11 protein-coding genes and 1 pseudogene are annotated in these 12,996 nt (G+C 57.4%); 9 read left to right on the forward strand and 3 right to left on the reverse strand.

What is annotated here, in order from left to right:
• Positions 1–23 precede the first annotated feature (23 nt).
• The 8 genes from FHL16_RS11870 (at position 24) to FHL16_RS11905 (ending at position 8,235) form a co-directional block, all read left to right on the forward strand.
• Entirely contained in the window at positions 24–1,025 is a 1,002-nt protein-coding gene (locus FHL16_RS11870) for a diguanylate cyclase domain-containing protein (RefSeq protein WP_010462924.1), read from the forward strand.
• 271 nt (positions 1,026–1,296) lie between these two features.
• A protein-coding gene (gene prfB / locus FHL16_RS11875; protein ID WP_102593528.1) for a peptide chain release factor 2 occupies positions 1,297–2,392 on the forward strand; the annotation gives its coding sequence in 2 pieces (ribosomal slippage) (positions 1,297–1,368 and positions 1,370–2,392; 1,095 coding nt in all).
• A gap of 101 nt (positions 2,393–2,493) precedes the next feature.
• Positions 2,494–3,996 (forward strand): lysine--tRNA ligase, encoded by a 1,503-nt coding sequence (gene lysS, locus FHL16_RS11880; RefSeq protein WP_010462916.1) that lies wholly within the window; start codon positions 2,494–2,496, stop codon positions 3,994–3,996.
• A 102-nt stretch (positions 3,997–4,098) separates the two neighbouring features.
• Complete coding sequence (locus FHL16_RS11885) at positions 4,099–4,815, forward strand: TetR/AcrR family transcriptional regulator (protein ID WP_010462913.1); 717 nt, start codon at positions 4,099–4,101, stop codon at positions 4,813–4,815.
• Between the two features lie 157 nt (positions 4,816–4,972).
• Positions 4,973–5,533 (forward strand): hypothetical protein, encoded by a 561-nt coding sequence (locus FHL16_RS11890; protein WP_077748307.1) that lies wholly within the window; start codon positions 4,973–4,975, stop codon positions 5,531–5,533.
• A gap of 36 nt (positions 5,534–5,569) precedes the next feature.
• Positions 5,570–6,847 (forward strand): flavohemoglobin expression-modulating QEGLA motif protein, encoded by a 1,278-nt coding sequence (locus FHL16_RS11895; RefSeq protein ID WP_010462909.1) that lies wholly within the window; start codon positions 5,570–5,572, stop codon positions 6,845–6,847.
• A 147-nt stretch (positions 6,848–6,994) separates the two neighbouring features.
• A complete protein-coding gene (locus tag FHL16_RS11900; protein WP_010462907.1) occupies positions 6,995–7,909 on the forward strand; it encodes an alpha/beta hydrolase in 915 nt (304 codons plus the stop codon).
• Positions 7,906–8,235, forward strand: a complete 330-nt coding sequence (locus FHL16_RS11905) for a hypothetical protein (RefSeq protein WP_077748308.1) — start codon at positions 7,906–7,908, stop codon at positions 8,233–8,235. The genes FHL16_RS11900 and FHL16_RS11905 overlap by 4 nt, the downstream gene beginning before the upstream one ends.
• A gap of 171 nt (positions 8,236–8,406) precedes the next feature.
• Here the strand turns inward: FHL16_RS11905 and FHL16_RS11910 are convergent, their stop codons facing one another.
• A complete protein-coding gene (locus FHL16_RS11910) occupies positions 8,407–10,122 on the reverse strand; it encodes a hypothetical protein (RefSeq protein WP_077748309.1) in 1,716 nt (571 codons plus the stop codon).
• 215 nt (positions 10,123–10,337) lie between these two features.
• On the opposite strand from FHL16_RS11910, the pseudogene FHL16_RS11915 reads away from it, so the two are divergent.
• Positions 10,338–11,560 (forward strand): annotated as a pseudogene (locus FHL16_RS11915) (IS3 family transposase).
• A 44-nt stretch (positions 11,561–11,604) separates the two neighbouring features.
• On the opposite strand, the gene FHL16_RS11920 reads toward FHL16_RS11915, so the two are convergent.
• Together FHL16_RS11920 and FHL16_RS11925 are read right to left on the reverse strand one after the other, a co-directional pair.
• The gene (locus tag FHL16_RS11920; RefSeq protein ID WP_077748310.1) at positions 11,605–12,393 is read right to left on the reverse strand and encodes an OmpA family protein; all 789 of its coding nucleotides are present in this window, start codon (positions 12,391–12,393) and stop codon (positions 11,605–11,607) included.
• 55 nt (positions 12,394–12,448) lie between these two features.
• On the reverse strand, positions 12,449–12,862 hold the full coding sequence (locus FHL16_RS11925; protein ID WP_077748311.1) for a DUF4398 domain-containing protein: 414 nt from the start codon (positions 12,860–12,862) through the stop codon (positions 12,449–12,451).
• Between the last annotated feature and the right edge of the window lie 134 nt (positions 12,863–12,996).

Raw genomic sequence — 12,996 nt, forward strand, 5'->3', positions numbered from 1 at the left:
AAGCAGTATTCAGGTGACCGCACATGACTGACCTACAGCTCGACGACTTCAAGACCGACGAAAACGCCGCCATGGTGTTGCTGGTGGACGATCAGGCGATGATCGGCGAGGCGGTGCGTCGCGGGTTGTCGAATGAAGACAATATCGACTTCCACTTCTGCGCCGATCCACACCAGGCCATTGCGCAGGCGATCCGCATCAAGCCAACGGTGATCCTGCAGGATCTGGTGATGCCCGGGCTGGACGGCCTGAGCCTGGTACGTGAGTACCGTAATCATCCGGCGACCAAGAACATTCCGATCATTGTCCTGTCGACCAAGGAAGACCCGCTGATCAAGAGCGCGGCGTTCGCGGCCGGGGCCAATGATTACCTGGTCAAGCTGCCGGACAACATCGAGCTGGTGGCGCGAATTCGCTACCACTCGCGGTCCTACATGACGCTGTTGCAGCGCGATGCGGCCTACCGCGCGTTGCGGGTCAGCCAGCAGCAGTTGCTCGACACCAACCTGGTGTTGCAGCGGTTGATGAACTCCGACGGCTTGACCGGGCTCTCGAACCGCCGGCACTTCGACGAATACCTGGAGCTGGAATGGCGCCGCTCCCTGCGTGATCAGAGCCAGCTGTCGCTGCTGATGATCGATGTCGACTACTTCAAGTCCTACAACGACAGCTTTGGCCACCTCGAAGGCGATGAAGCCCTGCGTAAAGTCGCGACCGCGATTCGCGACGCGAGCGCCCGGCCCTCGGACCTGCCAGCCCGTTACGGCGGGGAAGAGTTCGCCTTGGTGTTGCCCAACACCACGCCGGGCGGGGCGCGGCTGGTGGCGGAAAAACTCCGCCTCACCGTGGAAGCGCTGAAGATTCCGCACATTGTCCCCAGCGAAGGCTCTGGCCTGACCATCAGCATCGGCCTGTCGACCATGATCCCGCAGCCGGGCAGTGATTGCCGGCAACTGATCTCGGCGGCGGACAAGGGCCTTTACCTGGCGAAGAACAATGGGCGCAATCAGGTGGGCATCGAGTAGCGGACGACCGAGATTGCGAATATTGATCTCTTGGATGGCAAATACCCCTGTGGGGGAGGGAGCTTGCCCCGCTGGGCCACGAAGCGGCCCCTCTTCTGCGCAAAAAGAAGGGGACTGCTGCGCAGTCCAACGGGAGCAAGCTGCCTCGCCACAGATTACTCGGCGTCCGCTTTAATCATTCGCCCCTAAAGCCGCCAGGCGGGCTGCCGTGACAGCTTGATTACGTTATACTCGCCGGCTTTCAAAAGTTCGCCAACGAGTGCTGCCCGCCATGGAAATCAACCCGATCCTTAACAGTATCAAGGACCTGTCCGAGCGCTCCGAAACTATTCGGGGGTATCTTTGACTACGATCAAAAGCATGAGCGTCTGACTGAAGTCAATCGCGAGCTTGAAGATCCGGCTGTCTGGAACAACCCGTCGTACGCTCAGGAACTGGGCCGCGAGCGGTCGCTGCTGGCTCAGATCGTCGAAACCCTCGACGAAATGCACAGCGGTCTGGCCGATGCCAAAGATTTGCTGCTGATGTCCGCCGAAGAAGAAGACCAGGCCGCCGTCGATGACGTCGCTGCCGAAGTCGAGCGCCTGCGCGAGTCGCTGGAAAAACTCGAATTCCGTCGCATGTTCAGCGGTGAGATGGACGCCAACAACGCCTACCTGGACATCCAGGCCGGCTCCGGCGGCACCGAGGCCCAGGACTGGGCCAACATCCTGCTGCGCATGTACCTGCGCTGGGCTGACAAACGCGGTTTCGACGCGACCATCATGGAACTGTCGGCCGGTGAAGTCGCCGGGATCAAGGGCGCCACGGTCCACATCAAGGGCGAATACGCCTTTGGCTGGCTGCGCACCGAGATCGGCGTGCACCGTCTGGTGCGCAAGAGCCCGTTCGACTCCGGCAACCGCCGCCACACCTCGTTCTCGGCCGTGTTCGTGTCGCCGGAAATCGATGACAACATCGAAATCGACATCAACCCGTCGGACCTGCGCATCGACACCTACCGCTCCTCCGGTGCCGGTGGTCAGCACGTAAACACCACCGACTCGGCCGTACGTATCACCCACGTACCGACGAACACCGTGGTCAGCTGCCAGAACGAACGCTCCCAGCACGCCAACAAAGACACCGCGATGAAAATGTTGCGGGCGCGCTTGTACGAGCAGGAAGTGCAGAAACGCAACGCCGCCTCCCAGGCCCTGGAAGACACCAAGTCGGACATCGGCTGGGGTCACCAGATTCGCTCTTACGTGCTCGATGCGTCGCGAATCAAGGATTTGCGCACTAACATCGAACGCAGTGACTGCGACAAGGTGCTCGACGGCGATATCGACGAATACCTGGTGGCCAGCTTGAAACAAGGGCTTTAACGCACGCCCTGCGGGGGTCAATACGACCCTGTAGGAGCGAGGCTTGCCCGCGAACCCCGGCGAATGCCGGGGGCAACGAACCTGATGGAATATTTAAAGACATGAGCGACCTACAACTCGACCCGCAAGCCCTGCAACAGGAAGAAAACTCCCTGATCGCCCTGCGCAAGGAAAAGCTTGCTGCCGAGCGCGCCAAGGGCAATGCCTTCCCCAACGACTTCCGCCGCGACAACTACTGCGAAGACTTGCAGAAACAGTACGCGGACAAGACCAAGGAAGAGCTGGCAGAGGCTGCAATCCCGGTCAAGGTTGCCGGTCGCATCATGCTCAACCGCGGCTCGTTCATGGTGATCCAGGACATGACCGGGCGCATCCAGGTCTACGTCAACCGTAAGACCCTGTCCGAAGACACCCTGGCCGCGGTGAAAACCTGGGACATGGGCGACATCATCGCAGCCGTTGGTACCCTGGCCCGTTCCGGCAAGGGCGACCTGTACGTTGAAATGACCGAAGTGCGCCTGCTGACCAAGTCGCTGCGCCCACTGCCGGACAAGCACCACGGCCTGACCGACACCGAACAGCGCTACCGTCAGCGTTACGTTGACCTGATCGTCAACGAAGAAGTGCGCCAGACGTTCCGCGTTCGTTCCCAAGTGATCGCGCACATCCGCAGCTTCCTGATGAAGCGTGACTTCCTTGAAGTCGAAACGCCGATGCTGCAAACCATCCCGGGTGGCGCAGCAGCCAAGCCGTTCGAGACGCACCACAACGCGCTGGACCTGGAAATGTTCCTGCGTATCGCGCCTGAGCTGTACCTCAAGCGTCTGGTGGTTGGCGGTTTCGAGAAAGTGTTCGAGATCAACCGCAACTTCCGTAACGAAGGCGTTTCGACGCGTCACAACCCTGAATTCACCATGTTGGAGTTCTACCAGGCGTACGCCGACTACGAAGACAACATGGACCTGACCGAAGAACTGTTCCGCGAACTCGCGCAACTGGTCCTGGGCAGCACCGACGTGCCGTATGGCGACAAAGTGTTCCACTTCGGCGAACCGTTCGTGCGTCTGTCGGTGTTCGACTCGATCCTCAAGTACAACCCCGAGCTGACCGCTGACGACCTGACGGACATCGAGAAGGCTCGCGCCATCGCCAAGAAGGCCGGCGCCAAGGTGCTGGGCTTCGAAGGTCTGGGCAAGTTGCAGGTGATGATTTTCGAAGAACTGGTCGAGCACAAGCTGGAGCAGCCGCACTTCATCACTCAGTACCCGTTCGAAGTGTCGCCGCTGGCCCGTCGTAACGACGACAACCCAAGCGTCACCGACCGTTTTGAACTGTTCATCGGCGGCCGCGAAATCGCCAACGCCTACTCCGAGTTGAACGACGCGGAAGACCAGGCCGAGCGCTTCATGGCGCAGGTGGCCGACAAGGACGCGGGCGACGACGAAGCCATGCACTACGACGCCGACTTCGTTCGCGCGCTGGAGTACGGCATGCCGCCAACGGCCGGTGAAGGGATCGGTATCGATCGTCTGGTGATGTTGTTGACCAACTCACCGTCGATCCGCGACGTGATCCTGTTCCCGCACATGCGGCCACAAGCGTAAGTGTTTCAATAAAAAAGCCGCCTATAACAGGCGGCTTTTTATTGCCTGTCTGGTACAAACGTATCAAATGGTTACTTTTGAAGTTAGAGAGGAATACCTGTCGTGAACCGTGCAATTGCTCAAGAAGGTGCAGCGGGCGTCGCCACTGCGGTCGCTGAAAGCGTTCAGTACCAGGGCCGCAAGGCCAGCCGACAGGGCAGCGAGCAGCGTCGACAGGACATTCTCGATGCGGCGATGCGCATTGTCGTGCGCGATGGCGTGCGGGCCGTGCGTCACCGAGCGGTAGCGGCCGAGGCCGGTGTGCCGCTGTCGGCCACCACTTATTACTTCAAGGATATCGATGACTTGCTCACCGATACCTTCGCCCAGTACGTGGAACGCAGCGCCGCGTTCATGGCCAAGTTGTGGATCAATAACGAGGGCCTGCTGCGCGAGATGGTGGTCAGCGGCGACGGCAGCCCCGAGTCGCGCTCGCAGCTGGCGGACGACATTGCGCGATTGATGTCGGACTACGTTCACCGGCAACTGATCAACCGTCGCGAGCACTTGATGGCCGAACAGGCGTTCCGCCAGGAAGCGCTGCTGAACCCGCGCCTTGCTGAGCTGGTACGTTCACATCAGCAGATTCTGCTCCAGGGCACATGCCAGCTTTTCCAGGTATTGGGTTCGCGCGAACCACAACAGGATGCCAAAGTGTTGACGGCGATTATCGGACGGATGGAATATCAGGGCCTGCTCAACGACGCCGAGCCTGTCGCCGAAGCCGAAATGCTCGGTATCCTGACCCGCTACATGCATTTGGTTTTGGCGTCGGTGTAATTCCTGCGGGGCGCTCGACCCTGTAGGAGCGAGGCTTGCCCGCGAAGGCGGTATAACATTCAACCTATGTGTTGACTGACACAACGCCTTCGCGGGCAAAACTCGCTCCTGCAAGGTCGGTGACCATTCGGGGCTGTGTGTTCATAGGGAGTGTTGAATGAAAGCCTGGCGTGTCGTTGTGATCGCCTTGTCGTTCCTGCTGCTCAGTGGCTGTCTGGTGACCTTCAGGGACCCACTGCCCGCCAGCGACCCCGCGCCCAAAGGTCTGCTCGGCAAATGGACCAGCACCAACGCCTGGGGCGAGCCGATGAACCTGGAGCTGACCCGTCTGGGCGACAGTCGTTACCAGGCGGTCAGCTACCTCAAGGCCAAACCCAAAGAGCGCGAGGCCTACCCCTTTACGGTGTCGCGCCACGGCAGCCGCTGGTACCTGTCGGCGAAGGTGCCGGCGCAGTTCGGCGGGCATTTCATCATCGCCGGGTTTGAACTGACCGATAAGCACGAATTGGTGGTCTACAACCTCGATCTCGAACAGATCAATCAAGCCCTCGGACAAAAAGTCCTGAGCGGTGAAGGTTTCGAGACCGATGATGGCGACGGCGTATTGATCAATAGCAGCATGGATCAGGTCTTTGCCTACCTGGATGACCCGGCCAATTCCGATGTCTTCGTCGAGGCCGTGCGCTATCAGCGCCTGGCCAAAGCCAACGTTAAATAAAGCCAGCACCTAACGGTTTTTCTACAGGAGTTTCGGGTGGACGATTACCAGCAGACGATACGCATTTTGTCCGATCGCATTGTGCTGGCGCAGACGCCGATTCGCGTCCTCGATGCGGTCAAGTGGGACGACAGCATCCGCAAGGGGTTCCTCAAGGCCAAGGGCAAGGAAATGCCGGCTGTGGATCGCGATTATTACCTCAATCGGCCGCTGTCGTTCGATTCCAGCAAAGTGAAGCTGGAGTTCCAGAACATCGAGCGTGACATCACCCGTCAGCTCGGCCAGTTCAACCCGGTCGGCCAAATCATGCGGCGCATGTGCAAGGAATACCGGATGGTGGTGCGCATGCTCGAAGCGCGCGGCACCGAAGATTTCGGCCTGATTTCCCAGGAGTTGTACGGCGCTGCGTCCGACGCGTTTCATGCCGGTGACCCGACCCTGTCCGACCTCGGCCTGATGCTCTCCGATTACCTGAACAACATCGATGGCCGGGGTGACCTGAAGGACGAGCCGAAAATCCTCACCGCCAAGGATGCCGTGCATTTGTTGCAAACCCGGCTGAGCAAAGTGTTTGGCGAGGCCGAAGAGACCATTCGGGTGTTCGAGTCCGACGGTATTGTCGCCGATGCGGCGGCCGGCGCCGACTACATCAAGATTCGCACCGACGCGATGTTCAACGAGCGTGACGTGCGCGCCCTGGAAGTTCATGAAGGGCTGGTCCACGTCGGCACCACGCTCAACGGGCTGAACCAGCCGATCTGCACCTTCCTGTCCAAAGGCCCGCCGTCGTCGACGGTGACCCAGGAAGGGCTGGCGATCCTGATGGAAATCATCACCTTCGCGTCCTACCCGAGCCGCCTGCGCAAACTGACCAACCGCACCCGGGCCATTCACATGGTGGAGGAGGGCGCGGACTTCTTGCAGGTCTTCGAATTCTTCCGCGAGCAAGGCTTCGAAATGGCCGAAAGCTACGGCAATGCCAGCCGGGTGTTCCGTGGTTCGATACCGACCGGCCTGCCCTTTACCAAAGACTTGTCCTACCTCAAGGGCTTCATCATGGTTTACAACTACATTCAGTTGGCCGTGCGTAAGGGCAAGCTTGAACAGATTCCGCTGCTGTTTTGCGGCAAGACCACGCTGGAAGACATGCGTACCTTGCGTCAGTTGGTGGACGAAGGGCTGGTGGTGCCGCCGAAGTATTTGCCGGATCAGTTCCGCGACCTGAACGCACTGTCGGCGTGGATGTGCTTCTCCAACTTCCTCAACCACCTGAGCCTGGACCGGATAGAAGCGGATTACTCCAACATTCTCTAACGATCACGAAATCCCCTGTGGGAGTGAGCCTGCTCGCGATAGCGGCCGAACATTCAACATTGATGTTGTCTGACACACCGCCTTCGCGAGCAGGCTCACTCCTACAGGGGAATGTGTTCAACTCCAATTCTTGCGAGGTTTCAACGGATGAGAATCCTCGGCATCCTTTGCCTTCTTCTGACCTTGAGCGGTTGCAGCTCCCTGCTGTTCTACCCCGAGCCGGGCCAACTGTTCACCCCGGAAAAAGCCAAGCTCGACTACCGCGAAGTGACCCTGATCACCGCCGATGGCCTCAGGCTGAACGCCTGGTGGCTGCCGGCGAAAAACGGTGTCGAGGTCAAGGGCACGGTGCTGCATCTGCACGGCAATGGCGGCAATCTGCCGATGCATCTGGGCGGCAGTTGGTGGTTGCCGGAGGAAGGCTATCAAGTGCTGTTGATCGATTATCGCGGTTACGGGTTGTCCGAAGGCGAACCGAGTCTGCCGGCGATATATCAGGACATTGACGCCGCGTTCAAGTGGCTCGACCAGGCACCGGAAGTCAAAGGCAAGCCGTTGATCCTGCTGGGCCAGAGCCTCGGCGGTTCCATGGCGGTTCACTACCTGGTCCAACATCCCGAACGGCAGAAACAACTCAAGGCTTTCGTCCTCGACGGCGTGCCCGCCAGTTATCGCAGCATCGGCCGGTTCGCCCTGAGCAATTCCTGGCTGACCTGGGCGCTCCAGGTGCCGCTCTCGTGGCTGGTGCCGGACGGTGACAGCGCGATTAACTCCATGGCGCAGCTCAACGACGTACCGAAACTGATCTACCACAGCATCGACGATCCGATCGTGCCCCTTTCCAACGGCATCCGTCTGTATCAAGCTGCGCCGCCGCCACGCGTGCTGCAATTGACCCGCGGTGGTCATGTGCAGACATTTGCCGACCCGGTCTGGCGCAAGGTCATGCTGCGTTATCTCGACGACCCGCAGCATTTCAACGGCCTGCGCCGCTTGGGTGAAATCCCCAACTACCCGGCACCCCCGAATTCAGAAGATGAACCATCAGAGAGTCCGCAATGAGTGAAGAACGTAACGCCATCCCGCTGATCATCACCGGTATCTGCAGCATCCTCGGCACGGTGGGTGCCCTGTGGTTCTACGGCTACCTGCACTTCGCCAAACCGGAAGATGCGCTGCTGCTCAGCGACTTCACCATGATCAAGACCGTGCCGGGAGAGGACTACAAAGTCTCCCTGGAGCCTGCCTCGCAAGTGGCCCAGTGCATCGATGGCGTGCTGGTGATGTTTGACACTGAACAGAAAGGCCTGACGGGCGTCTTGGTCAACAACAAGAAAAAAGCCGTGCGCTGCATGGGCGAAGAAACTCCGCAGAAACTTCAGCAATAACCCAATCTCGCGCTGACCAACAATCCAATGTGGGAGCGAGCCTGCTCGCGAAGGCGGTTTGACTGCCAACGTTGATGTTGAATGTTATGGACTATCGTGAGCAAGCTCTTTCCGTAAGGGGGGATTGCCCCCAAAATTCTTCCTGCTGGAAGGGCAAGCGTCGCATTAAAGTTACGGAATGGTGTCAACAACTTGAATAGGGTGATCGAGAATATAGTCGGATCTTTTTCCGTCGATAACTTGATATCCGGTGAGGCGAAAGGTTCTTGCAGGTAGCGGATTGTCGATCTGCACCGACCATTTTCCATAACCGTCCACGACAGTTGTGGCCAGTGGCGAATTGGGTTGGTTGTATTCAAGCAAGGTGACGGTCGCCCCGGGGATGCCGGTGCCGGTCACGACCGGACGCAGACCAGTCTGGATGTTCATAGCGGGTGTCAGGATTTGCGGCGGCGCTGGCGTATCGACGACTTGAATAGGGTGATCGAGAATATAGTCGGATCTTTTTCCGTCGATAACTTGATATCCGGTGAGGCGAAAGGTTCTTGCTTGGTCAAGGTTTTTGGCGAGCTGAAGCGACCATTGTCCGTGCGCATCGGCGACTGCCTCACCGAGGGTTTGGACAGGTGTCTCGGTACTCGACACAACAATACGCGCCCCGGGCCAACTGGTACCCCCGATAACGGGTTTAAGCCCTGTTTTCGCGTCTGAGACGGGAGCTTCTATAATGGGAGCCGGAACCGTTGTAGTGCAATCCGGCAGTCCTTGGCCATTAAGCGCAACGGCAAGAGTTGCCCCCGTCTTGTCGGTCTCGCAGACTTTGATTTTGACCTTTGCCGTGGCGTCTTCCAGTGTCCTTGCGGGTTGCAAGGCAGAATCTGTCGCTGTCGAAGTCTCCGGTGTGGCATCTAGCTGAAAGTTGAACACCGAGCCCTCCATGGAGGTATATCTGATCCAGACTCCCGTCATCCGATTGTCATCGGGTGAGAAGTTATCGAATGGTGTCGGCTGGCGAAATTCGAGGGCGATCTGGTTTGGAGCTATCGGGCGATTGATCAGATAAAGTTGTGGTCCTTCCTGACCCAACACTCCCAAGCGGTAAAGACCGGTGTTGTTGATGACAGCGATCTGTGAATTATTCAGCCATCCTGAAAACCAACGATTGTGTGCTGGATAGAGTGTTTCTCCCCCTGACACTGAGTCGCCAGTATCGCTAAAGCCGATGACCGTGCATTGATCGGGAGCCTGGATAACATCATCAGCAACGGGGCAGTTGCTATAGGTGTGGCCGTGCGAAAATCCCAAGCTATGTCCCATCTCATGATTGAAAACGTGGGCATTGGGGGGTTGGCCATAAACCTCCATCGCGTTTCCTGGACGCCAAGCGACTGCTCCACCACCGCAGTCGGCGAAGCTGATGAGATAGTCGTAGGAAATATTCTGCGTTTTTGCCGCTGCAGCTGCTAATTCCGAAATGGATTTAATCCCACATGCCGGTGTACCGAACTCTGCTGTGATCATTTGCCCATCAACCAGAAGCTTACCTTTCGATGCTGCCCGGATGTAGGAGCGAAACGAGAGAGGGTCATCTGAGAAGGCTTGCTTCCAGAGCTTTTCAGTATCGAACCTGTATCCATCAGTCCAGTGGCCGACCACCATCAGGTATTTTTTCGTACCTACCGTTGGGTATTGGTTTGGCGTGGCGGTTAATTTCGGATTGTCGTTAGGCACGGCATCATCCGCTCGATAGCCGAATCTATCTTCGAGAGTATTGTTCGTATTAATCGAGTTGTTGGCTGTGGCGTTTTTCAGGGGGCCAACATTGGTTTGCGCGGATACCGTCTGAGATAGAATCAGGCAGAGCACCAGACATATAGCGAGCTTCATGCACTTTTCTCGAGAAACAGGATGGGGGTCGGTTTAATATTCGCTGTATTGAAAAGTATGTCTACTGTCAGAAATAACAGTTGGCGGTGATGCGGTGGCCAAATCTGAAGGCTAAAAAAAGGCCCCGCCTGATCGACTCAGGCGGGGCTTTTGTGTTTCAGTTGTTCCGTCCTGAATAAGGTTTACACCTTCTGACTTCTTTTCAGGAAGGTGCAATGCATACGGGCACGAAGCGCAGTCAGCGTGATTACACACTGGCTTTTAAATTATCGGTTGTAGACCAGGTCGAAAAAGGCGAGTTGAGTTATAAAGAGGCTCAGCGGCGCTATGGGATTCAGGGTCGGTCGACGGTGTTGGTTTGGTTACGCAAACATGGTCGCCAGGACTGGAGTCAAGGCGCCTCCATTCGCTCCCAGAGGATCAGACTTATGGACGAGCCAACCTTGCCACTGACTCCCGAGCAAAGAATCAAATAACTCGAGGAACAACTGGCGCTGGCAACTCAGAAAGCCCAATTCTTTGAAGCCGTGGTCGATGTTCTGAAAAATGACTACGGCGTATCTGTCGTAAAAAAGCGACCCGGCAAGTCGTTGCGTAAACCCAAACCCTGAGTGTCAGCAGGGCTTGCCAATTTATGGGAATAAGCCGTCAGGCCTATTAGAAACGCAACCGGGTCTACAGGGCTCGGGCCGACCAGGATCAGCAGCTCATAACGTTTGTAGAGAAGGTCCATGCTCGCCAACCGTGCATCGGCACTCGCAAGCTGCATTCGATGATGCATGCGCAGCGGGAGCAACAGGAGCTCCATGTTGGCCGGGATCGTTTGTTCGCGGTTTTGCGGGAAAGCCGCCAGTTGGTCCGCAGAAAACGGGCGTATCACAAGACGACCGACAGCCATCATCGCTTCCACCGACACCCCAATCTGCTGAAATCAAGCCCGGAACAAATAGTCGCTACCGGCCCAGAACAGGTCTGGGTGGCCGATATTACGTACCTGCCTACCCGTGATGGCGTTGCCTATTTGAGTTTAGTGACGGATGTCTTTTCGAGAAAAATAGTCGGCTATCACGTGCATGAAAGTCTGCACACCAACTCCGTGGTGCAAGCCTTTTGAATGGCTTTGAAGCGACGTCGAAGCGTTCAGAAACTAGTCCATCACTCGGATCGAAGCGCCCAGTACTGCTCGGCCCTTTATCAAGATATGCACGCAAAGCAAGGCATCACTTGCTCGATGACCGACGGCTACGACTGCTACCAAAACGACTTGGCAGAGCGGGCCAACGGCATCTTGAAAACAGAGTTCTTGATCCACCGACCTGCGGATTTTGCGCAGGCCACACAGATGGTGCGAGAGGCCATCACGATCTACAACCAGGAGCGGCCGCACCTCTCTTTAGAATACAAAACGCCCGATGCGGTGCATCGGGCGTTAGAGTGAAAACAGGTGTAAACCTATTTCAGGACTAGACAAGCGGGTGAAGCTTAGTTCGAGCTGATCGCCGAACGCGGCATCACGGGCTGGTTGTCGTTGGAAATGGTCACTTCCACACGACGGTTCATCGCACGACCCGAAGTGCTGGTGTTTTCCGCAACCGGGTATTCCTTGCCATAACCCTGCGCAACGACGCGCGCTGGATCAACGCCCATCTTCACCAGCGCCATGCGCACGGAACCGGCACGACGCTCGGACAGCGACTGGTTATGCGAAGCCGTACCGGTGCTGTCGGTGTAGCCTTCGACGATCACTTTGCGATCAGGGTTTTCCTGAAGGAACTGCGCCAGTTTGTTGATGTTCACCAGACCACTGGATTTCAGGTCAGCTTTGTCGGTGGCGAACAGCACGTCACCGAAAGTCACCAGCGTACCGCGATCGGTCTGCTTGGCGTTGAGGCTGTCCTGCAGCTGCTTGATCTGCTGATCGCGAGCGTCGAGACGCGCCTGGGCACGTTGCGCCGAAGCATTTTTCAGGTTGGCTTCAGCGGTGCGCAGGGCGATGGTTTGCTTCGCCACTTCAACACGCTGATTGGTCAGGTAAGCCAGTTGGTCGACCTCGTTCGGGTCTTTCTTGTCCATATAGGCCTTGTCGGCCTTGTCCAGGTAATCGCTGGCGTCTTTGGTTTCCAGTGCCGCCACTTTGCTGGCTTGCGGGTTGGCTTGCAGGCCGCTGTAGTTGGTGCGGGCCTGTTCCAGGTTCGCGTTAGGCGGTGTGGAGCAGGCAGCCAGTGCAACGCTTGCGGCCAAGAGAGCGGGGATCATCAATTGTGTACGCATAATAATTCGTCCTTTCTATCGATAAGAGCTTCAAGTCTGGTGTCGGGATGCGCGCTTACTGCACGGTGCGCTGGCTTTCCTGACGCAGTTCCTGAACCCCTTTCTGAGAGTCCTTCACAGCTTGTTCGGCTTTCATCGCCTGAGCTTTGCGTTCGGCTACGCGAGCGTCCCACTCAGCCTGCTCTGCCAGCACTTTGGCCTCGGCATACTTTTTGTCGTGCATGGCGATTTCGGCTTGCTTGAGCTTGTCCTGCGCGGACTTCATTTCCACGGCGGCGAACTCGGTGCCGCCGGCGCTGACGGCGCCATTCACAGCCGATTGGGTCACGGCGAATTGCTCGGTCGGCGGATTGCCAGCACAACCGGCCAGTACGAAGCTGCTGCCGATTGCCAGGGCAGCCAGTTTCAGACTACGCACGTGGGTGAACGAGGATTTGGCAGTTCGGGTCTTCATGGTCTTCAACTCCATTGGTGTAACTCCTGAAAAACTTAAAATCCATGCTGGGCAAGGAGCCGTAACCGTCAATTTCCGGGGGTGTTTTGAAACGGCCGTCCCAGGCGTGGTTAATGGCTGTGACCCGAGGGGTTTTTCAAAAGTTCAGA

This window comes from Pseudomonas sp. FSL W5-0299 (assembly GCF_005930655.1).
Lineage (GTDB): Bacteria > Pseudomonadota > Gammaproteobacteria > Pseudomonadales > Pseudomonadaceae > Aquipseudomonas > Aquipseudomonas mandelii.